Here is a 20,786-nt window from a genome sequence, read left to right as displayed (position 1 = left end):
TTGTCCCATTTGCCGCGCAAGGAACCGCTACAAGCGGTTTTATCATCAATTTGCCAGGCGGGGGGCGGAGGCGATGATCAATTCAATCTCTTTATCGGCCAACTCGTCATGGGCCGCTGCCGATAAACTGCTATCAGTGATAACCACATCAAAATCAGCTAACGGTAATGCCAGATAGGTGGCTATTTTGCCGTATTTTGACGCATCAGCCAGTAGCACGCGCTTACTGCTGACTTCACAGACTGCTCGTTTGACCACCACCTTATCTTCGTCTGGCGTAGAGATACCCCGCAATCCCCAGCAGGATGCGGAAATAAAAGCGATATCGATGGACAAGTTTCGTAGGGCGCGGGCTGCTGCCTCACCGACACATGAGCGGTTTTCACGACACAGTGTGCCGCCGGAGTGAATCATTCTGCATTGGCAGGATTCAATCAGAAAGTTGGCGATGACGAAGTCATTAGTTACCACCAATAAATCATCCCTGGCTTCCAATTGGCGCGCCAGTGCCAGTGTCGTTGTTCCCGCATCAAGATAAATACAGCTATTACGTGGGATATGCAGTGCGGCTGACATGCCAATGGCATTTTTCTGGCTGCTATACATCAGTGTCTTATCCAGATGCGAGGGTTCTGCGGCCAGCCGCTCAGTGGAGCGCACCCCACCTGACACTGATAACACCGCGCCTTGCTCTTCCAGCTTCTGCACGTCACGGCGAATAGTCATGTGTGATACGCCTAAACGATCAGTCAGTTCAGCAATGCTAACCACTCCACGTTCGGCAACCAGTGCCAGAATCTGTTGGTGACGTTCAACCGGTATCACGTTAACTCCTCGCCAAATTCACCCACTTGCGGGCTATAGGATGGTAATTAATGTGATTATACGTCAAGAGTGAAAATTTCTTTCTCATTTTTTAACGTAAATGTTACGCACCGCGGTGAGATGGGTGATGTTGCGGGTAAAAAAAGGCGGTAAAAATAGCTAATTGATTAATTTTGCTGCTGAATGCAGGGTTGAGCTACTGAATGGGCAAATGTGAAATGATGTGATTTAATGATTTTTTGTGTTAATTATTGTGATTTAACTCACGATAACAGCCTTTACCTCCGGCTATGCTTAACATAAGAAATCAAATTATCACCAAAATTAACACGGAGAGAATATGACTCACGCAGAAACACTATCAGTATGCGTTATCGGGCTAGGCTCTATGGGAATGGGGTCCGCACAGTCTTGTATTAAAGCCGGGCTACAGACCTACGGCGTTGATCTTAATCCGCTGGCACTGGAAACCTTACGAAAAAATGGCGCGATAAGCGCCCAAGTCAGCGCGGATGATTTTGCCAATAAATTGGATGCCGTTGTGGTGCTGGTGGTGAATGCTGCTCAAGTAAAACAGATTCTATTGGGCGAGCAGGGGTTGGCGGCCAAATTAAGGCCCGGCACTGCCGTTATGGTGTCGTCAACTATCTCAGCCCAGGATGCCAAATTGATCGAGCAAGGGCTGTTGGCACATAACCTCATTATGTTGGATGCGCCAGTATCGGGCGGCGCAGTGAAAGCTGCTGCGGGTGAAATGACGGTAATGGCCTCCGGTAGCAGTGCTGCCTTCGAAAAGTTACAGCCAGTATTAGACGCGGTAGCCGGGCAGGTTTATCGCATCGGTGATGAAATTGGCCTGGGCGCAACCGTGAAAATTATCCACCAGTTGTTAGCCGGGGTCCATATTGCTGCCGGTGCCGAAGCGATGGCACTGGCCGCGCGCGCGGGGATCCCGTTGGATACGATGTATGAAGTTGTCACCCATGCCGCGGGTAACTCGTGGATGTTTGAAAACCGTATGCGCCATGTCGTGGATGGTGATTATTCGCCCAAATCGGCGGTAGATATTTTTGTAAAAGATTTAGGGCTGGTGACCGATACCGCCAAAGCGCTGCACTTTCCTCTGCCATTGGCATCAACCGCCTTCAACATGTTTACTTCAGCCAGTAATGCCGGTTTTGGTCAGCAGGATGACAGCGCGGTAATCAAGATTTTCAGTGGTATTACCTTGCCGGAAAAACAGGAGAATATCTAATGCGACTCGGTGTAATTGCGGATGATTTTACCGGTGCGACCGATATTGCCAGTTTTCTGGTGGAAAATGGCATGTCGACGGTGCAAATCAATGGTGTGCCTGATGCCGATTATCATGTGAATGCCGATGCGGCAGTGGTCAGCCTGAAATCACGATCTTGCCCAACGGCAACTGCGGTGGCGGACTCACTGGCGGCCCTGGCATGGTTACAAGCGCAGGGCTGCCAACAATTCTACTTCAAATACTGCTCAACCTTCGACAGCACCGCGCAAGGCAATATTGGCCCGGTCACTGATGCATTACTGGATGCACTGGGTCAACAACAAACCATCATCTCTCCGGCGCTACCAGTGAATGGAAGGACGGTATATCAGGGCTACCTGTTTGTGATGGGGCAACTGCTGGCGGAGTCGGGGATGCGCAATCACCCAGTGACGCCGATGACAGACAGCAATCTCTTGCGGCTGATGGACGCACAAGCGCGCGGTCGCAGTGGATTAATCAACAGTACAGTGATGGACCAAGGGGTTCAGGCCGTGAGATCACAGCTCACTCGCCTGAAGGAAGAGGGCATACGTTATGTGGTGCTGGATAGCTTAAACGAGAGTCACTTGCTCACGCAGGGTGAAGCAGTACGCGACATGGTACTGGTGACCGGGGGATCCGGCTTGGCCATCGGTCTGGCACGGCAATGGGCTTGTGATGAGTCCCATCAGCCGCAAGCCACATCTGCTGGTGCACCACAAGGCAAACTGTGTGTAGTGCTGTCGGGGTCATGCTCGGCGATGACCAACCGTCAAGTGGCTCGTTATGCACCACAAGCGCCTAGCCAATCGATAGATATCGCCCGTTGCCTAAATGAACCTGAATCTTATGCTGAAGAGTTATGCGCATGGGTAATGGAAAATGCGGGCGGTCCGTTGGCACCGTTACTGTATGCCACCGCTGAACCCGAGGTGTTACAAAAAATTCAGCAGCAGTGGGGGGCGGCTGCCAGTAGTGAGGCGGTAGAGCGGCTGTTCGGTACCATTGCACACCGTTTACAACAACTTGGCTTCCAGCGTTTTATCGTGGCGGGTGGCGAAACCTCAGGGATTGTTGCGCAGTCACTGGGTATTCAAGCTTTCCATATCGGCCCGGCAATCTCACCGGGAGTACCTTGGGTAAAATCCACAGATCATCCGGTTTCACTGGCGTTGAAGTCAGGTAATTTTGGTGACGAAAACTTTTTTGCCAGAGCACAAACGGAGTTCGCAGTATGAATGAGCAGCAAGCGCGGGAAGAGATGGTTAAGTTAGGCGCGTCCTTTTTCCAACGGGGCTACGCCACCGGCTCAGCGGGAAATCTGTCAATGAAACTGGCTGATGGCACATTATTGGCCACACCAACAGGTTCCTGTCTGGGTGAACTGCATGCGGAACGGTTATCAAAAGTCAGTTTGGAAGGTGAATGGATCTCAGGTGATAAACCGTCAAAAGAGGTCAGTTTTCATCGCGCAATCTATCTTAATAACCCTGCTTGTGAAGCAGTTGTTCACCTCCATTGCCTCTATCTGACAGCGCTTTCCTGCTTACAAGGGTTGGATAGCCGTAATGCCATCAAGCCCTTTACACCTTATGTGGTGATGCGGGTCGGCGATGTCCCGGTGGTGCCATATTATCGTCCAGGTGATGCGCGGTTGGGTGAGGCGTTGGCAAAGCTGGCACCCCATTATCGTGCTTTCCTGCTGGCAAATCATGGCCCGGTTGTGGTGGGTAAAAGCCTACGGGAAGCCGCTGATAATATGGAGGAGCTAGAGGAAACCGCTCGTCTGATATTTACGCTGGGTGACCGACCTATTCGCTATTTGACTGATGACGAAATTGCAGAGTTAAGGAGTTAAAGATGCCTAAGTTTGCGGCTAATTTATCAATGATGTTTACCGAGGTTCCTTTCCTGGATCGCTTTAAGGCGGCCAAAGATGCCGGTTTCAGTGCGGTGGAGTTTCTATTCCCTTACGACTATCCGGCGGCACTCCTTGCACAGATACTGGCAGAAAACAGCTTGCAGCAAGTGCTGTTTAATACCGCACCTGGAAATACCAGTAGCGGTGAATGGGGGCTGACGGCACTACCCGGCCGGGAGCAAGAGGCGCGCCGCGATATTGATTTGGCGTTGGAGTATGCATTAGTGCTGGGGTGCCCGTCAGTCCATGTGATGGCCGGTGTGGTGCCGGTGGGGGCCGATCGTGCAGCTTATCAGCAGACATTTGTTGAAAATATTCGCTATGCGGCTGACCGCTTTGCCGAACATAATATTAAGGTAATGATTGAGGCGTTAAACCCGAAAATAAAACCTAATTATCTTTTTTCCAGCCAGTATCAAACCTTGGAACTGGCTAATGTTATCGACCGCCCTAATGTATTTACCCAATTGGATCTCTTCCATGCGCAAATAGTGGATGGCAACCTCAGTCAGTTAATTACCTCTTTAGCTGGGCGCTATGGCCATATTCAAATTGCCTCGGTGCCGAATCGTCATGAACCAGATGAAGGGGAGATTAACTACCCGTACTTATTCGATCTACTCGATAGTATTAACTATAGCGGCTGGGTTGGTTGCGAGTATCAACCACGGGCTAATACGATGGCAGGCTTAGGCTGGATAAAACCTTACCAATCATAGCTGCTGGTATCGAACACTTCACCGGGTTGTTTGAATCACAGAAATAATAATTACAGAGTCGAGAAAACATCGTGACGTCGTTTGGCGGCCGCGCGCTATTTCTTCGCTACTCGCATTAGGCGGGTGTGGCTCAGAATAAAATTAATAGAAAAGTGCCAATAAGCACATAACAAACAACCCATGTAATATTTTTTGTTATCGAGGTTTAAATAATGTCTACCTCCCTACTGCTGACTATTGCTGTTGCCAGCGTTTTACTTTTATTAATATTGGTCATTAAAGCCAAGGTCCATCCCTTTGTTGCGCTATTGGTTGTCAGTTTGTTGGTTGCAATAGCAACAGGTATTCCGGTCAGTAATATCATGAAAGTGATTATGTCCGGTATGGGCGGATTGCTTGGTTCGATAACCATAATTATTGTGCTTGGGTCAATGCTGGGAGGGCTGATTGAAGCCTCCGGTGGTGCGGAATCTCTGGCTCAACGATTTACTGGCTCATTGGGGATCAAGCGCACGGTCATGGCATTAACCCTGACTGCCTTTATTTTGGGGATCCCGGTATTTTTTGAAGTTGGCTTTATCATTGTTATCCCGCTTATTTATGGTTTCGCTAAAGTTGCTAAAGTATCACCCATTAAATTTGGCCTGCCTATGGCCGGGGTCATGCTAACAGTACATGTGGCCTTGCCAACTCATCCGGGAGCAGCTGCGGCGGCTGGGCTATTGGGTGCGGATATGGGGCGGCTAATGATGATTGGCATCCTTATCTCTATTCCGGTCGGGCTGATAGGGTATTGGGTCGCGAAGAGTATGAATCGCCGTAACTATGCGCTTTCAATTGACGTATTGGAGCAGTTGCAGTTGGCAAAACCTGAAACCGGGATTGCTGCTGAACCGGCAAAGGATATTCGCGACCGAATCCCGGGGGCGGGGTTAATTGCTTCACTTATCATTATTCCCATCGCCTTGATCATGCTAGGTTCGTTGGCTGCCACCGAGTTGCCTGAAGAGAGCTTGCTGCGAGAAGTTATCGTGCTTATCGGTACGCCCGCCATTGCATTGTTAATTGCTCTGGGGTTAGCAACCTATCTGTTGGGTATTCGCCGTGGCTGGGGCAAGGACAAAATAGAACAGATTATGGGGGATGCTATTCCAACGTCGGCGGCGGTCATTATGGTTGCTGGCGCTGGTGGCGCTTTTGGTAAGGTTCTGGTTGAGTCTGGTGTTGGCAAAGCATTGGCGGTTTCACTGGAAGCTATCCACTTGCCTTTAATTCCCGCGGCTTTTCTGCTCTCGCTGGCGTTACGTGCTTCTCAAGGCTCGGCTACCGTAGCAATCCTGACTACCAGTGGTTTGCTGACCCAAGCGGTTACCGGGCTTGATAGCATGCAGTTAGTATTGGTGACCCTTTCGGCGTGTTTTGGTGGCTTGGGGTTATCCCATGTTAATGATGCTGGATTTTGGGTGGTAACACGTTATCTGGGGCTTTCCGTCGCTGATGGATTAAAAACCTGGACAGTATTGACGACGCTGATGGGGCTAACCGGATTTGCTTTGGTATGGTTGGCATGGGTCTTGGTATAAAGAACAGCAGTCGATAGGAATAAACTAATAATAAGAGTCCGCAGGCCAGGCGGATTCTTATTACATTCACTTTCCCTGTGGCGATTATTCCCCAACACTTTGCCAGTAATCACTCACTATTATGCTAATTTAATGTCAGCTTACCTACTAATCTACTACCGCTAATTAAATCATTCCTACGTCATTACGCCTATCACATATCGCTAATGTCATGATACTGCAATAGTATCGTTGTTCTCTCGTCTGACCAAAAATAATCAATATATTGAAAACAACTGATATACAGCTTTCTAAACCTAAGCTATCTTAGCTTAAGAATTTCATGATTAATTGATAAAACCAAAGGTGAAAGAAGTCAGGATTCATTATTACCATTTTATATAAATTAAAATGTGAAAGTATTACTGTCGCCTAAAATAAGCGATAGAGGCAAAAAAAAAGACAGAAAAATAAACAAAAGGTAAACGGGAGATAGCGAATATGCCTACAGATGATAGCAAGAATGGAATTATCGACTACGTATCCACCGGGCATCTACCTGACCCAGACACTGTGGTTAAATTGGTGCAAGAAGCTCATAAACGTTTTGGTGCAGATACCGAAGGTGTAGTTTCTAGCGTTTATCCTGCATTGGAACGCGTTGCGCCGAATCTGTTTGGCGTCTGCATGGTTGGCACCAACGGTAAAGTGCATTCTGCCGGTGATGTAGATGTTGAGTTTACCATCATGAGTGTCTCCAAACCCTTTGTGTTTGCACTGGTTTGTCAGGCTATCGGAGCCAAAGTCGCACGTGAAAAACTGGGCGTGAACAGCACCGGTATGGCATTTAACTCCGTTACTGCGATTGAACGCACGCCAGATGGCCGCACTAACCCGATGGTGAACTCCGGTGCGATTGCCACCACCAGTCTGGTACCTGGATCAACCAGTGATGAGCAGTGGAAATTCATCTATGACGGATTGTGCCGTTTTGCCGGACGCAAGCTGACACTAAACGAAGAAGTGTATCAATCTGCCTGTGAAACCAACTTCCGTAACCGTGGTATCGCTAATGTGCTGCATGGTTATGGCCGTTTGGGGTGCGATCCTCTTATTGCTACCGACTTATATACCCGCCAATGTTCGCTGAATGTCAGCGCCAAAGATCTTGCGGTGATGGGCGCGACACTGGCTGATGGTGGGGTTAACCCACTGACTCGCGAGCGGGTGGTGGACAACGATGTATGTCATTACGCATTAGCGGTAATGGTAACAGCAGGGTTGTACGAAACGTCTGGTGACTGGCTTTATGACATTGGTCTGCCGGGCAAAAGCGGTATTGGTGGTGGAATTGTGACAGTGTCACCTGGAAAGGGGGGGTTAGGGACGTTTGCACCGCTACTTGACAGTGCGGGTAACAGCGTTAAAGGGCAACTGGCTGCCCGGTTCTTATCACGTAGTCTTGGGATGGACATGTTTGTTTCTGAGCCTTACACCGAAAAGAGTTGAGTTACACGATCTGAGCATTGCGCTGACAGTCATATTGTTTCGTGTGCAAGGTTGATTTAAGAACGAGAGCACTTGGTAGACGAAATTATCTCGCAAGCCAAAGGGCTCGAAAACAAGAATACATGTCAAAAGGATAGAGAATTTATGGCGAATCAATCAACTCACCGCGCTGGTGCGGAAGTTAAAGAATCCTGGGTGCCGATGATAACCATCGCATTAGCCCAGATTCTGATGTCATTCAACGTTGCCTCCCTACCGGTCGCGTTGGGTGGGATGGTAAAAAGTTTTAATGTGCCACCCACCACCATCGCCACCGCGATTGTTATGTACTCATTATCTGTTGCGGGCTTCGTGATGTTGGGTGCCAAACTCAACCAACGTTTTGGGCCGCTGGTGGTATTTCGCAGCACAGTACTGCTGTTTGGTATCGCGCAGGTCATGATGACATTCAGCCCGAATGTTACTGTAATGATCAGTGCGCAAGCATTAAGTGGCTTGGCGGGGGCGGCTTTGGTGCCAGCACTGGTCGCTTTGATCGCTGAAAACTACCGTGGTACACAACAGGCGACGGCGCTCGGCGCTTTAGGCTCAGCTCGAGCCGGTGCGGGTGTCGCGGCGTTTCTGATCGGTGGTGTCCTGGGTACCTATATCGGCTGGCGTCCAGCGTTCGGTATTTTGATTGTGTTATCAGCCGTGATCTTTGTGCTGAGCTTCCGATTGAAATCTGATAACGGTCGTCCTGAAGTGGGCATCGATGTGTTTGGGGTGGTACTGGCGGCATCGGCGATTATTCTGCTGTCGTTTGGTTTTAATAACCTGAACCGCTGGGGCTTCGGTCTGGTGCGTGATGGTGCGCCCTTTGATTTGTTAGGCTTCTCACCCGCGCCCTTCATGATTGTATTGGGTATTGTGTTGGGTCAGGCGTTTGTGGTTTGGACCCGTCGCCGTCAGGAACAAGGTAAAACACCGTTACTGGCACTGGAAGTGATTACCTCATCTACGGAAAAAGCGGCAGTATTCGCTATGTTTGCCGTGGTCGCACTGGAAGCGATGTTGAACTTCTCAGTTCCGTTGTATATCCAGATAGTGCAGGGCAGTACCCCGATGGCAACAGCGATTGCCATGATGCCATTTAACTTGTCAGTGTTCTTCTCCGCGATGCTGATAGTCCGTTTCTACAAGAAATTGACACCACGCAAAATCGGCCGTTATGGTTTTATCACCTGTACCATCGCCCTGTTGTGGTTGGCATTCGTGGTGCGCAATAACTGGAGTGAGTTCGCGGTACTGTTCGGCCTGGTGGTATTCGGTCTGGCACAGGGCGCATTGGTGACCTTGCTGTTTAACGTATTAGTCAGTGCATCACCGAAAGAGTTGGCAGGCGATGTTGGTTCGTTGCGTGGTACGACTAACAACCTGGCAAATGCCATCGGTACTGCGGTTGCCGGTGCTTTGTTGGTCGGTTTGCTCAGTGCTAACGTGCTGCGTGGTGTGGCTGAAACGCCAATTCTGACGCCAGAAATTCAGGCTCAGATCAATATGGACAGCATCAACTTCGTCAGCAATGACCGCCTGCAAGGTGTGTTAGCTCAGACGACGGCGACACCTGAACAGGTTGCCGAAGCGGTGCGAGTCAATGAAGAGGCACGTTTACGAGCGCTGAAATTTGGCTTACTGATTATGGCGTTGCTATCACTGCTGGCTATCTTCCCAGCAGGCCGCTTGCCTGATTACTTACCGGGAGAATTGCCTGCGGATAATCTGGATCCTAAAGCCCGCAAATAACATGCTGTATTGATAGAAGAAAAACGCTAAAACGAGCCTGGCAGTGTGCTGCGAAAACAGCCACTGTCAGTGTTCAACCCGCTTTAACCCCATCAGCTATAATCTCATCGGCAGTGCGCCTTGTGGCGGCGCTGATGACTGACTCTCGTTTTACAACTTTAATATCGTAATCGCCGGGAACTGCAAGTGATGCATAAACTCACGCAGGATAAGCAAGCGTGCGGCAAACACATTATCTGCCGGTATCCCTTCAGAGGCTGCGGGTCTACCCATCATTACCGCCGCCAGCCTGTCAAACACCCGCTCTACCGCCTCAAGCGATAAGTGCATTTCGCTCTGTAAAGGCAAACCCGCGAGCTGAGCTATCTCGGCTATCTCGGCTATCTCGCTATCGGTGGTGACTAATTGCGAGGTTTTATTCAGCGCGGGGCTAATACGGATAACTTCATCTTCAACCACCATAATGGCGGTTTCCATCTCATCAGCCGTTGGCGGATTGTGGCGAAAATAGCGCTGAGCTGTATGGGTATCACCCACGGTAAGTGGCCATTGAGCACCCGTCGGGTCAGTAATTACCGTGCTTGCATCACGACCAATATGCAGCAGGGTGATGACCTGCGCGCTATTACTGAGAGATGCGCGGATAGTTTCATATTCGGTCTGAATGCTATGCATTATCTACCACCTAAAGGGCTAGCGTTACTCAATTAATCCATGTGGAACAACCAAATTACCCCGGAAAACCTGCGGATTTACATGTTTACCCGCGCGGGCATCAATTAAGTCGACCACTTTTCTCGCCAATGTTTCTAATGAATACTCGATTGCTGGCACTGCCGGGATACCGGGTAATTGCACTGAACCATCCAGGCTGAAAACCATCACTTTATCAGGAACGGTACGCTTGAAGACATGCAATAGCGAGATGGCCTTTTGCGCTTCGATTTCATCCATTACCAACAGCGCATTAAATTGTGCACCGTTATTCAATAGTGTCTGCAACGCCTCTGAAGAGGAGTGAACGTTACCCATCACTAAACTGCGGTTATAGGGAATCAGGTAATTCTCCAACGCCCGTTGATAACCCAGTAGCGTCTGTTCCGCCACCGTGCCAGAGGCATGATTTAACAGCGCAATATGTCGGCGGCCCTGACTGACCAAATAGTGACAGGCAGTTTCTGCTGCGAATGAGTGATCGAATAAAATACTGTTAGGGGTAGAGGACTCAAGACAATCAATCATGATGATATTTTCATCATGAGATGGCAGCGCAAAGCGCGCCCCGATGATGATAATGGCATCGCACAAACCATTGGCGAGCTCAGCGACGGCATTTGCTACCCCGATGCTATTGTCGGCAAAACGCAGTAATAAATGCTTTTGATGCTGGCTGAACTGTTTTTCCAAGGCAAACAGATAACTGGTTGTTTGTTGAATGTGTTCAGTAGCGCAAATCACACCGACACACCCGGTTGACTGTGCAGTCAGAAACTGGGCGATGACATTCGGTTTATAATTCAGAGTCTCAACGGCCTTCATCACCGCCAGACGGCTCTCTTCCTTGACGCCGCGTGAACCGCTTAACACCCGGGACACTGTAGCTTTAGATACGTTGGCTAACCGCGATACATCATTAATAGTCGACATAACTTCACTCCACTTTATCTGATCAATGGCCAGAGGGCCTGGTCAGTTCCCTATTTCCTTGGTTCCAGTCTTACTGCATCTATTCTATACCGCGATCATCATAACGGAAACCGTTGTTACCAAGGAGTATCCAATAAAACAGTTCCCAGTGCTTAGCTTTTTGTGACGTCTTTCACAACTGCATATCTTTCAGTGGTTAAATATTTGAGCGCGCTCTCATATCCATTCCGTTTGCATGGAAACCGGTTTCCATTTTGTTTCCAATGAGGCTCAATATGACCAAATCACTCTGAGGCGATACGTAATGAAAAAGATAATGTTGTGCTGCTCCGCCGGGATGTCTACCAGCATGTTAGTGAAAAAAATGTTGGCTGAGGCAGCAACGCGCGGACTTGAGGTTCAGATTGATGCTTTCGGTGCCAGTGAATTCAATGAACAGTTCAGCCGCTATCAGGTTGTGCTATTGGGGCCACAGGTGAAATATATGCAACGTGATTTGGCGGCAATCGCTGAGCCGTTAGGGATCCCGGTGATGACTATCGACATGATGGATTACGGTATGCAACGCGGTGATAAGGTGCTCGACTTCGCCTTATCTCTTATTAATGCAGTGAAATAAAAGGTATCTGCAATGAGTTCTCTTTACCAAGCAATGGTTGGAATGATAGAGCAAACCATTACGCCACTGGCTGGGCGGCTGGGGCAACAGAAATACATAATCGCCATTCGTGACGGGTTTACTTCGGCACTGCCGTTTATGATTATTGGCTCATTTATGCTGGTGTTCATTTTCCCGCCGTTTTCTGCGGACACCACATGGGGTTTTGCCCGTGGTTGGTTAAACTTCTCGAGTACCTATCGCGAGCAATTGATGTTGCCTTTCAATCTCAGCATGGGGGTGATGACCTTCTTTATCTCGGTGGGGATTGGTGCCAGCCTTGGGCGGCAATATAAGTTGGACCCAATCATGACCGGTCTGCTGGCATTGATGTCCTTTTTGCTGGTAGCAGCACCTTATGCTGATGGGCACATTTCAACCCAATATTTCTCAGGGCAAGGGATTTTCACCGCCATCGTTACCGCGGTGTATTCCACTGAGTTGTATGCATTCCTCAAACGCCACAATATTACTATCCGCCTGCCGAAAGAAGTGCCGACCGGGGTTGCACGATCTTTTGAAATTCTGATCCCCGTAGTGGCAGTGGTTGCGACATTGCATCCACTGAATTTATTTATCGCATCCTCCACAGGAATGATTATTCCAGAAGCGATTATGCACCTGTTGGCACCTTTAGTTTCTGCCTCAGATTCGCTGCCTGCCATTTTGTTGTCGGTTCTGTTATGCCAAATTTTGTGGTTCGCCGGTATCCATGGCGCATTGATTGTCACCGGCATCATGAACCCGTTCTGGATGACCAATTTAGCGCTGAATCAAGCGGCTTTAGCTGCCGGAGCGCCGTTACCTCATATCTATCTGCAAGGTTTCTGGGATCACTATCTATTGATCGGTGGTGTGGGGTCGACTTTACCGCTGGCCTTCCTGCTATTACGCAGTAAAGCCATTCATCTGCGCACTATTGGCAAAATGGGGATAGTTCCAAGCTTCTTTAATATTAATGAACCGATTCTATTTGGTGCCCCCATCATCATGAACCCGGTTTTCTTCCTGCCTTTTATATTCGTTCCGATGATCAACGCCACATTGGCCTATATCGCGACCAAATTAGGGTGGATAGCGCAAGTTGTGTCATTAACCCCGTGGACGACGCCTGCGCCAATTGGTGCGTCCTGGGCTGCCAACTGGGCGTTTAGTCCGGTAGTTATGTGTCTGTTATGTATGGTGTTCTCGGCGGTGATGTACTACCCATTCCTCAAAGCTTATGAGCGCAGCTTGCTGAAAGCCGACCAGGAAAAAGAGCAACAACTGAGTTTTGCTGAGTCAGCCGAAACCCGCTAAGTCGTGATTAGATTAATCTTTACGGAGAGTATGATGAAGTATCAATTTCCACATGATTTTTGGTGGGGCAGTGCCAGTTCAGCCCCGCAAACCGAAGGTGAAAGCTTGAGTGGTGGTAAAAGTGCCACTGTTTGGGACACTTGGTTTGACAAGCAACCGGGGCGTTTTCATCAGCAGATTGGGCCGCAACAGACATCAACGTTTTATCAACATTGGCAGCAAGATATTGCTTTGTTGAAACAGTTAAATCACAACAGTTTCCGTACCTCCATCTCATGGGCGCGACTGATCCCCAACGGACGAGGTGAAGTGAATCCGCAGGCAGTGGATTTTTACAATGGTGTCATTGACGAACTGCTGGCACAGGGGATAACCCCATTTATCAATCTGTTTCATTTTGATATGCCAACAGTCATGCAAGAGCTGGGGGGGTGGGAAAGCCGCTATGTGGTGGACGCCTATGCTGAATATGCCGATACCTGTTTTCGTTTATTTGGTGACCGGGTACAACATTGGTTTACCTTCAACGAACCCATCGTGCCAGTCGAAGGTGGCTATCTCTACGATTTCCATTATCCGAATATAGTGGATTTCAAACGGGCGGCCACAGTGGCTTATCACACCGTGCTGGCTCATGCTTTGGCGGTGAAAAAATATCGCCAACGTGAGTTAGGTGGTGAGATTGGCATTATTTTAAATCTCACGCCGTCGTATCCGCGTTCTGAAAATCCTGCGGATGTAAAAGCGGCCAATATCGCCGACTTACTTTTTAATCGCAGTTTCCTCGATCCAGTATTACGCGGCGAGTATCCGGCTGAGCTGACGGCATTACTGAAAGATTACGATCAACTGCCTGCCTGCCAACCTGGAGACAGTGAATTAATTGTTGAGGGTAAAGTAGATTTACTCGGTATCAATTATTATCAGCCACGTAGAATTAAATGCCGCGATAGCCGGGTTAACCCAGAAGCCCCCTTTATGCCAGAATGGTTGTTCGATTATTATCAGATTCCGGGCTGCAAAATGAACCCGCACCGGGGTTGGGAAATTTATGAACCCGGTATTTACGATATCCTAACCAACTTGCGAAAAAACTACGGCAACCCGCGCTGTTTTATTTCAGAAAATGGTATGGGTGTCGAAAATGAACAGCGATTCAGCCACAACGGTCAGATAGATGATAGTTATCGTATTGAGTTTGTTTCCGAGCATTTAAAATGGGTTCACCGTGCTTTGGCGCAAGGGAGCCATTGCCTTGGCTATCATATGTGGACGTTTATTGATAACTGGTCATGGTGTAATGCCTATAAAAATCGTTATGGCTTTGTTCAGTTAGATTTGAAAACGCAGCAACGTATCGTGAAAAAAAGTGGCGAATGGTTTGCGGCAACGGCAAATAATCAAGGTTTTGATGAGGTAGAGCGAAATGATTGATTTGGAAGAGGCCGTAATGGAGATTATCGTCAATGCCGGTCAGGCCAGAAGTCTTTGTTTTGAGGCATTGCGAGCCGCCCGTGAAGGTGATTTTGTTCAAGCGCATGCACTGTTATCGGAATCGGATGGCTTTACCAAGGCCGCACATCGGATGCAAACCAAGCTTATCGAACAAGATGCCGGGGAAGCCAAAACACCGATGACACTGATTATGGTCCATGCTCAAGATCATTTAATGACATCGTTATTAGCCCGTGAATTAACCAATGAATTAGTATTATTATATCAGCGAGGATAAGTCGCCTTGGGTAAATGAAATTCATTGTGTAACTCAAAGAAATATTTAAATTAACTATTGCACTGAGGTCAAATATGAATATTTAGCCATGGCTGGTTATTTGCCAAAAAGATACTTCTGGGTATAAAAATAAATAAATCATTAACTCTTTAAAAATGGGTTGGCTGAGTGTCGCCTTTATTTTTAGAGCCTAATACTTTACTTCACATTATCCTAAATAGAGATGGTTATTATGAATAAGTTTATACTGGTTGGACTTACCAGTCTTTTATCATTGCCTGTATTCGCTGAAGTGTCCTGGGAGACCCCGCAAGGGAATCTGAAATTATACGGTGATGTTGAGATTAATATGGATGCTGCCAGTAAAAGTGGGCAGCTCACTTCTCTACGCACCAGTGCAAATAAAGACTGGAAAGCGGGGAGCAGAGAGCAATGGGATATTAATGGCAGAATACTGATCGGTCTGGATGGTTATCGACGTATGAGTAATGGCAATTTCGCGGGTTTCACTGTACAGCCACTGGCTGATATTGGTGGTCATATGAACCTCGATGATGCAGCCTTCTTCTTTGGTCATGAGAAAGATTGGAAGGTGAAAGTCGGTCGCTTTGAAGCCTATGATATGTTCCCACTGAATCAGGATACGTTTGTCCAACACTCAGGTAATACCGCGAATGATCTTTACAGTGATGGCTATGGTTACATCTATATGATGAAAGAAGGCCGTGGGCGCAGCAACAATGGGGGTAACTTCCTGGTCAGTAAAACTCTGGGTAACTGGTATTTTGAAGTTAACACCATTCTAAAAGACGGAACCACGTTATTTGCCAATAATACTTATCATGGTAATACGCTGGAAAATGAAAAAAATGTGGCATATGTTCGTCCGGTGATTTCGTGGAAACAAGATAGCCTTTCTGCGGCTATAGCAATGGAAAGTAACGTTATCAGTAATGCCTATGGTTATCGTGATGATCAGGGCCAGTTTCAGGACCAATCGAAACGTAATGGCTATGGGGCAACATTCACTTGGAATAATCAGGATAAAGATCCTGAGAATGGTATTGTCGCTAATCTGAGCTCAGCTTATATGGATGCAACCAATGAGAAGAACTTCAGTGCCGGGGCTAATATCTTATGGCGAAATTTTGAAATTGGTTATATTTACGCACACAATGATATCGAATATTTCAACAGTGCAAATGCAGGGGTAGTTACCTCTGGGATATTAACCTCGCCTGATAAATATGATGTTCACACGATCCACACCTCCTATAAAATTGCCAATATCATGGATATGAATAACTTTAATTTATACCTTGGTGCTTACTGGTCTAAATTGGAAGTGTCACCTGATAATAAAGTGGTTAATGCTGAAAACGATGACCGCTATGGTGTCCGTGCCAGATTTAAATATTTCTTCTAATAGATTACTGGCGACCACATGAATTAAATTGGTTATTTAATATTTTACTCAGATTAAATTTCACTTAAATAAATGCCTGTCTGCGGAATTAGGTTATGCACGCCTGTGGTATTTCCGCAGCAGGCGAGGTTGTTTTCTACTCTTGTCCCCTCAGAACCAGCGAATAAAAAACCTGCTATTTGAATTTTTTTGCGCTTTCCTAAGAAGAAATTGCGTAGTGCGCCGCATTTTTAAACAAAAATTCAATAAACTAAATATTTTTTGATGCGGATCAAGACACATTTCCTTTGTTTAGTGTTAATGTTAATAAATCTCATTATCAACTTCATGTGCGTTACTCATATTATGCGAACTTGGCACAAACTCTTTCTGCTTTGCTGCTGTTGGTGGCTATCAGCCTCATTAGCCTGGGCTGCGACGGATTACCCGCAGTTGGTTAATGATATCCAATCCCGTCTCGATAAAACGTCTCAGTTGTACCAACAACAGAACAATGATGAAGCCCGTACTACGGTGCAGATGGCGTACTTTGAAGTTTTCGAAAACCTCGAAGGCCCGATTCGTATCAATATCTCTGCCCAGAAGAGTTACCAGATGGAAGCCGCTTTTGGCGAAATCCGGCGCATGATTGGGGAGGGCAAACCGCAAGCGGAAGTTGATAATAAAATTAATTGGCTTAAAAGTGAACTCACTGCGGTACTGCCTATACTGACCGATGGGCATAAACTTAATGCAGAACAGCAACATGCAGCCTATGAAAACAGTGAAATTGCACTGTACTGGCAGCAGAGTTTCAAAATCATTGATGACTTACTGGCACAAGCCATAAGCGAATATCAAGAAGGGAAGTTCGCCGCGGCCAGTGAAAGCGTGCAACAGGCTCATTATCAGGGTTTTAAAAACTCTGAAATGGAAATGTCAGTGCGGGGCAATCGTTCCGCACAAGCAGCGGCGGCAATTAACCAACAATTTACCGCATTAATCGATCTCACCCGCAAGCCAGACCAAATAACGGAAGTTGCCTATCGTGTCACCGGTTTACTGCAAACTATCGAAGACACCCTGCCAGGCTTACCCACAACGCGTGAACAGCAACCAGTCACCGCAGATCAAGCCAACGTTGGGCAATCTTCGGCATCGGCTGCTAATTCTGACGGACAAGCTAATGCCGATTGGGCGGCGGTTTCCAGTAAGATAAATCAGGCCATCAGCGATGCTATCAGTCAGTACCAAAAGGGGCAGACTACACCGGCAATGATGGCTGTACAGGATACCTACTTTGATTTGTTCGAAGCCAGTGGCATGGAGAATAAAGTTGGTTCACGTGATGCTGCATTTAAATCGACGTTAGAGGGGCATTTCACTCGTTTAGTCAGTCTGATGAAAGCCGGTCAGCCAGTCGAACAGCTACAAGCCGAAGCAGTTGCGTTGCAAAAGGATTTGGCCAGTGCTGTAGAGATGCTGGGTGGGGGGGATGAAACCAACTGGAGTCTGTTCATCTACAGCCTGCTGATTATTGTGCGTGAAGGGCTGGAAGCTTTACTGATTGTTGCCGCGATAGTGGCTTATCTGGTGAAAAACAACCATCAGGATAAATTACCGCTCATTCGCCAATCCGTCGTAGTGGCCTTAATCGCCAGCGTGCTAACCGCTTTCGTCTTCCAGTGGTTATTTGCTAATTCAGGGCAAAGTCGTGAGTTATTAGAAGGTTTCACCATGATGATTGCCGTGGTGATGCTGTTCTCAATGAGTTACTGGTTATTGTCGAAGACTGAAGCACGGCAATGGAAAGCTTATCTCGAAGGGAAATTTTCTAAGTCACTCAGTAGTGGATCGATGGTCGGGTTATGGCTGACAAGCTTCCTGGCGGTGTATCGCGAAGGTGCTGAAACTGTACTGTTCTATCTGGCCCTGATGGGCGATGCCAGTACCACTAGCGGCCACTTGTCGATTCTGGCAGGTTTTGGCGTTGGCTGTGTATTCTTGCTGGCAGCTTATCTGGTTATGCGCTTTACCGTAGTCAAATTGCCACTCAAACCCTTCTTTATGTTTACCGGTGGCTTTATGTACCTAATGGCGTTTGTATTTGCCGGTAAGAGTGTTCTTGAACTAATTGAAGGTAAATTGTTTGAGCCGACATTGCTACCGGGCGTACCTGAAATCAGTTGGTTGGGGATCTATCCATATCTGGAAACATTGATTCCTCAAGGGATATTACTGATTGCTGCGCTGGTTGCTCTTTGGGTAATGCAACGGCGTGGTCGTACTGTCTCAGCGTAATGGTCCGGCATGATGCCGGTGTGAATAACGACAATGTAATTATCATTTGATACCAGAGGGTGTGCTACATGACCATGAAGAAAACGATTATTGCCAGCAGCATTATCGCCAGCATTTTTGCAGCGCCTGCTGCTTTCGCCTTTAAAGAGTATCCGGCTGGCGAGCCTATCAAGATCAACGATATGGAAATTGCTGCAGTTTACTTGCAGCCAATCGATATGGAACCGCGTGGCATGGGTTTGCCTGCCGCGAAAGCTGACATTCATCTGGAGGCGGATATCCATGCCACCGAAGGCAATAAGAATGGATTTGGTGCCGGTGAATGGATGCCGTACCTGACTATCGCTTATACCTTGGTGAATACGGATACTGGTACCAAACAAGAAGGCACATTCATGCCGATGGTTGCCAGTGACGGTCCACACTACGGTGCCAATATTAAAATGATGGGCGTAGGTAACTATAAAGTTACTTACCATATCAGTGAGCCATCTAAAGCCGGGTTACATCGCCATACTGATAGCGAAACGGGTGTCGGCCGCTGGTGGAAACCGTTTGATGTGAGTTATGACTTTAAATATACCGGTTTGAATTGATAACAATGGCCGCGATGACTAAAACAGTTATCGCGGCTTTTTCTTAATGCTGGATGGTCAGCGCGTTTTTATCCGCGCGATGTAAAAGCTGATCAGTGATAACTGGCAGGTGTTGTGATTATCTTGCCCAAGGTGTGTGCTAATGAGTTATTTTTTTGTTTCCGTGCTACAAGCCTTTTTACCGGTAGCGTTGTTATTGGGGTTAAGTTGGGCATTCAGGCCAGCTCCTGCATTGAACCGGGTGGTATGGATAACGATACTCATGGCTATCGTGGGTATTTGGGCCGGTACCCATTACCCAAAATCGCAGCAATTGCAGTTAGTTCTGGCGGGGGTTCAACTTCTCGCACTGCTGTTATTCTTGTTAAGTCAATTTACGCTCCGCCAGTCGTTAGGTTATGTCTGGCAAGCCCTGTTGGTATTGGGCGCAGCATTCAATTGGGGTAATAATCCGAATCTCGGTGCCTTTACCAATACCCATGTCATCAACACTGATTTACTGCTCAATTTGGCGGCTATTGTCGTGGCATTTGGCTGGGTGATTTTCAGTGCCGTATTATTGCTGATGATGGTCAGGCAATTGCCTCGTTGCCGTTGGCCACTATTGATACTGATAACGGTATTACTGATTTTGCCACTCAGTGGCGACGGCATTCTGTTATTGATGAAGTTACAGGTTGTGCCACTGACCAAATCACTACTCAGTTATGTCGCTTTAGTTACCAATGGGCATGCCTGGTTGAGTTACATTTGTGCGCTGCTTCTGGCATTTACGACGCTGTGTTACTTGATACCGTTATGTAATTCCCGCCGGATCGTCGGTGAAAATTCAGACCCGATCGCTCACCGTAAAGCATTAGCTGATTACCGTAATGTACGCCGAATCTTTATTTTTTCCTTGCTGGCATGGGTAATAGTCGCAGGTGCTCAACTCTACTGGGATAAAGTCGCTTCTCAACCGCCCCAGTTGTCCGAGGCCTTACCCGTGACACTCTCGGCTGATGGTTTAGTCCGTATCCCAGTAGAGCAGGTACGCGATGGTAAGTTGCATCGTTTTGTCTGGGTCGCCGATGATGGTAAAGCAGTACGTTTCTTTATTATTAACCGTTATCCCGATCGTCTGCGCCTGAGTGTGGTTTTCGATGCCTGCTTGTTGTGTGGTGATCAAGGGTATGTCATGGAAGGCAATCAGGTCATTTGTGTTGCCTGCGCCGTGCATATTTTCATTCCGTCGATCGGTAAAGCAGGGGGCTGTAACCCGATACCGTTGGAGGGGTGGAAAAGTGACGATAAAGAGTTAGTCATTCCCAAAGCCTCTTTGGAGGCGGGTGTCAATTACTTCACCACGGTAGTAACGCTTGATGTAATTGATCCGGTTGATAAAACTCACCTCACCAATCAAAAGGCCGAATATAAGTACAGTTATGGCGAGAAGACCTATTTCTTCTCATCTGAGGCGAATTACAACCGTTTCCGTGAACACCCGGAGCAGTTTGTGACGCCGGTTGCCAGTGGTGAAGACAGTGACACGCAGGAGAATCCATAATT

Annotated in this window: 18 protein-coding genes; 15 read left to right on the top strand and 3 right to left on the bottom strand. The window is 47.7% G+C overall.

The window, feature by feature from the left end:
• Positions 1–45: 45 nt before the first annotated feature.
• Positions 46–825: a DNA-binding transcriptional repressor YgbI gene (gene ygbI / locus V1956_RS14945; RefSeq protein ID WP_372558830.1), complete on the bottom strand. Its 780-nt coding sequence runs from the start codon at positions 823–825 to the stop codon at positions 46–48.
• A 340-nt stretch (positions 826–1,165) separates the two neighbouring features.
• Between ygbI and ltnD the strand changes: the two genes are divergently transcribed.
• The 7 genes from ltnD (at position 1,166) to V1956_RS14910 (ending at position 9,600) form a co-directional block, all read left to right on the top strand.
• Positions 1,166–2,080, top strand: coding sequence for an L-threonate dehydrogenase (gene ltnD / locus V1956_RS14940; RefSeq protein WP_420074762.1), 915 nt, complete (start codon positions 1,166–1,168; stop codon positions 2,078–2,080).
• Positions 2,080–3,342 carry a 3-oxo-tetronate kinase gene (gene otnK / locus V1956_RS14935; RefSeq protein WP_372558832.1) on the top strand — a complete coding sequence of 421 codons (1,263 nt, stop codon included), beginning with the start codon at positions 2,080–2,082 and terminating at the stop codon, positions 3,340–3,342. Before ltnD ends, otnK begins: the two co-directional genes overlap by 1 nt.
• A complete protein-coding gene (gene otnC, locus V1956_RS14930; protein ID WP_372558833.1) occupies positions 3,339–3,962 on the top strand; it encodes a 3-oxo-tetronate 4-phosphate decarboxylase in 624 nt (207 codons plus the stop codon). Before otnK ends, otnC begins: the two co-directional genes overlap by 4 nt.
• A 2-nt stretch (positions 3,963–3,964) precedes the next feature.
• Positions 3,965–4,744: a 2-oxo-tetronate isomerase gene (gene otnI / locus V1956_RS14925; protein ID WP_372558834.1), complete on the top strand. Its 780-nt coding sequence runs from the start codon at positions 3,965–3,967 to the stop codon at positions 4,742–4,744.
• A gap of 212 nt (positions 4,745–4,956) precedes the next feature.
• Positions 4,957–6,327 (top strand): GntP family transporter, encoded by a 1,371-nt coding sequence (locus V1956_RS14920; protein WP_083159085.1) that lies wholly within the window; start codon positions 4,957–4,959, stop codon positions 6,325–6,327.
• Positions 6,328–6,807: 480 nt separating this feature from the next.
• A complete protein-coding gene (gene glsA / locus V1956_RS14915; protein WP_372558836.1) occupies positions 6,808–7,815 on the top strand; it encodes a glutaminase A in 1,008 nt (335 codons plus the stop codon).
• 144 nt (positions 7,816–7,959) lie between these two features.
• On the top strand, positions 7,960–9,600 hold the full coding sequence (locus V1956_RS14910) for an MFS transporter (protein ID WP_083159083.1): 1,641 nt from the start codon (positions 7,960–7,962) through the stop codon (positions 9,598–9,600).
• A gap of 150 nt (positions 9,601–9,750) precedes the next feature.
• On the opposite strand, the gene V1956_RS14905 is transcribed toward V1956_RS14910, so the two are convergent.
• Positions 9,751–10,275 carry a hypothetical protein gene (locus V1956_RS14905; RefSeq protein ID WP_442825281.1) on the bottom strand — a complete coding sequence of 175 codons (525 nt, stop codon included), beginning with the start codon at positions 10,273–10,275 and terminating at the stop codon, positions 9,751–9,753.
• Positions 10,276–10,299: 24 nt separating this feature from the next.
• Complete coding sequence (locus tag V1956_RS14900; RefSeq protein WP_420074759.1) at positions 10,300–11,247, bottom strand: LacI family DNA-binding transcriptional regulator; 948 nt, start codon at positions 11,245–11,247, stop codon at positions 10,300–10,302.
• 304 nt (positions 11,248–11,551) lie between these two features.
• Between V1956_RS14900 and V1956_RS14895 the strand changes: the two genes are divergently transcribed.
• The 8 genes from V1956_RS14895 to V1956_RS14860 all read left to right on the top strand — a co-directional run bounded on the left by V1956_RS14895 (position 11,552) and on the right by V1956_RS14860 (position 20,784).
• On the top strand, positions 11,552–11,866 hold the full coding sequence (locus V1956_RS14895) for a PTS sugar transporter subunit IIB (protein WP_042569652.1): 315 nt from the start codon (positions 11,552–11,554) through the stop codon (positions 11,864–11,866).
• Positions 11,867–11,878: 12 nt separating this feature from the next.
• Complete coding sequence (locus V1956_RS14890; RefSeq protein WP_372558839.1) at positions 11,879–13,204, top strand: PTS sugar transporter subunit IIC; 1,326 nt, start codon at positions 11,879–11,881, stop codon at positions 13,202–13,204.
• Between the two features lie 33 nt (positions 13,205–13,237).
• Positions 13,238–14,638: a glycoside hydrolase family 1 protein gene (locus V1956_RS14885; RefSeq protein WP_442825816.1), complete on the top strand. Its 1,401-nt coding sequence runs from the start codon at positions 13,238–13,240 to the stop codon at positions 14,636–14,638.
• Complete coding sequence (locus V1956_RS14880; RefSeq protein WP_083159078.1) at positions 14,631–14,936, top strand: PTS lactose/cellobiose transporter subunit IIA; 306 nt, start codon at positions 14,631–14,633, stop codon at positions 14,934–14,936. Before V1956_RS14885 ends, V1956_RS14880 begins: the two co-directional genes overlap by 8 nt.
• A 223-nt stretch (positions 14,937–15,159) precedes the next feature.
• Positions 15,160–16,362 carry a carbohydrate porin gene (locus V1956_RS14875; RefSeq protein WP_372558840.1) on the top strand — a complete coding sequence of 401 codons (1,203 nt, stop codon included), beginning with the start codon at positions 15,160–15,162 and terminating at the stop codon, positions 16,360–16,362.
• Positions 16,363–16,707: 345 nt separating this feature from the next.
• Positions 16,708–18,642, top strand: coding sequence for an FTR1 family iron permease (locus V1956_RS14870; RefSeq protein WP_372558841.1), 1,935 nt, complete (start codon positions 16,708–16,710; stop codon positions 18,640–18,642).
• A 68-nt stretch (positions 18,643–18,710) separates the two neighbouring features.
• The gene (locus V1956_RS14865) at positions 18,711–19,238 is read left to right on the top strand and encodes an iron transporter (RefSeq protein WP_083159075.1); all 528 of its coding nucleotides are present in this window, start codon (positions 18,711–18,713) and stop codon (positions 19,236–19,238) included.
• A gap of 142 nt (positions 19,239–19,380) precedes the next feature.
• Complete coding sequence (locus V1956_RS14860; RefSeq protein ID WP_442825280.1) at positions 19,381–20,784, top strand: Fe-S-containing protein; 1,404 nt, start codon at positions 19,381–19,383, stop codon at positions 20,782–20,784.
• Positions 20,785–20,786: the final 2 nt, after the last annotated feature.

Source organism: Yersinia sp. 2540 StPb PI (genome assembly GCF_052217165.1).
Classification (GTDB): Bacteria; Pseudomonadota; Gammaproteobacteria; order Enterobacterales; family Enterobacteriaceae; genus Yersinia; species Yersinia enterocolitica_E.
The sequence above is the reverse complement of the archived record's forward strand: the minus strand, read 5'-3'. Positions and strand labels throughout refer to the sequence as shown.

Excerpts from the sequence above, each read along its gene's own strand:
- V1956_RS14900 (WP_420074759.1), bottom strand. The coding sequence starts at position 11,247 with ATGTCGACTATTAATGATGTATCGCGGTTAGCCAACGTATCTAAAGCT.
- otnK (WP_372558832.1), top strand. The coding sequence starts at position 2,080 with ATGCGACTCGGTGTAATTGCGGATGATTTTACCGGTGCGACCGATATT.
- V1956_RS14870 (WP_372558841.1), top strand. The coding sequence starts at position 16,708 with ATGCGAACTTGGCACAAACTCTTTCTGCTTTGCTGCTGTTGGTGGCTA.
- V1956_RS14910 (WP_083159083.1), top strand. The coding sequence starts at position 7,960 with ATGGCGAATCAATCAACTCACCGCGCTGGTGCGGAAGTTAAAGAATCC.
- V1956_RS14920 (WP_083159085.1), top strand. The coding sequence starts at position 4,957 with ATGTCTACCTCCCTACTGCTGACTATTGCTGTTGCCAGCGTTTTACTT.
- V1956_RS14905 (WP_442825281.1), bottom strand. The coding sequence starts at position 10,275 with ATGCATAGCATTCAGACCGAATATGAAACTATCCGCGCATCTCTCAGT.
- otnC (WP_372558833.1), top strand. The coding sequence starts at position 3,339 with ATGAATGAGCAGCAAGCGCGGGAAGAGATGGTTAAGTTAGGCGCGTCC.
- V1956_RS14895 (WP_042569652.1), top strand. The coding sequence starts at position 11,552 with ATGAAAAAGATAATGTTGTGCTGCTCCGCCGGGATGTCTACCAGCATG.
- V1956_RS14885 (WP_442825816.1), top strand. The coding sequence starts at position 13,238 with ATGAAGTATCAATTTCCACATGATTTTTGGTGGGGCAGTGCCAGTTCA.
- V1956_RS14890 (WP_372558839.1), top strand. The coding sequence starts at position 11,879 with ATGAGTTCTCTTTACCAAGCAATGGTTGGAATGATAGAGCAAACCATT.
- V1956_RS14865 (WP_083159075.1), top strand. The coding sequence starts at position 18,711 with ATGACCATGAAGAAAACGATTATTGCCAGCAGCATTATCGCCAGCATT.
- V1956_RS14875 (WP_372558840.1), top strand. The coding sequence starts at position 15,160 with ATGGTTATTATGAATAAGTTTATACTGGTTGGACTTACCAGTCTTTTA.
- glsA (WP_372558836.1), top strand. The coding sequence starts at position 6,808 with ATGCCTACAGATGATAGCAAGAATGGAATTATCGACTACGTATCCACC.
- ltnD (WP_420074762.1), top strand. The coding sequence starts at position 1,166 with ATGACTCACGCAGAAACACTATCAGTATGCGTTATCGGGCTAGGCTCT.
- otnI (WP_372558834.1), top strand. The coding sequence starts at position 3,965 with ATGCCTAAGTTTGCGGCTAATTTATCAATGATGTTTACCGAGGTTCCT.
- V1956_RS14860 (WP_442825280.1), top strand. The coding sequence starts at position 19,381 with ATGAGTTATTTTTTTGTTTCCGTGCTACAAGCCTTTTTACCGGTAGCG.
- V1956_RS14880 (WP_083159078.1), top strand. The coding sequence starts at position 14,631 with ATGATTGATTTGGAAGAGGCCGTAATGGAGATTATCGTCAATGCCGGT.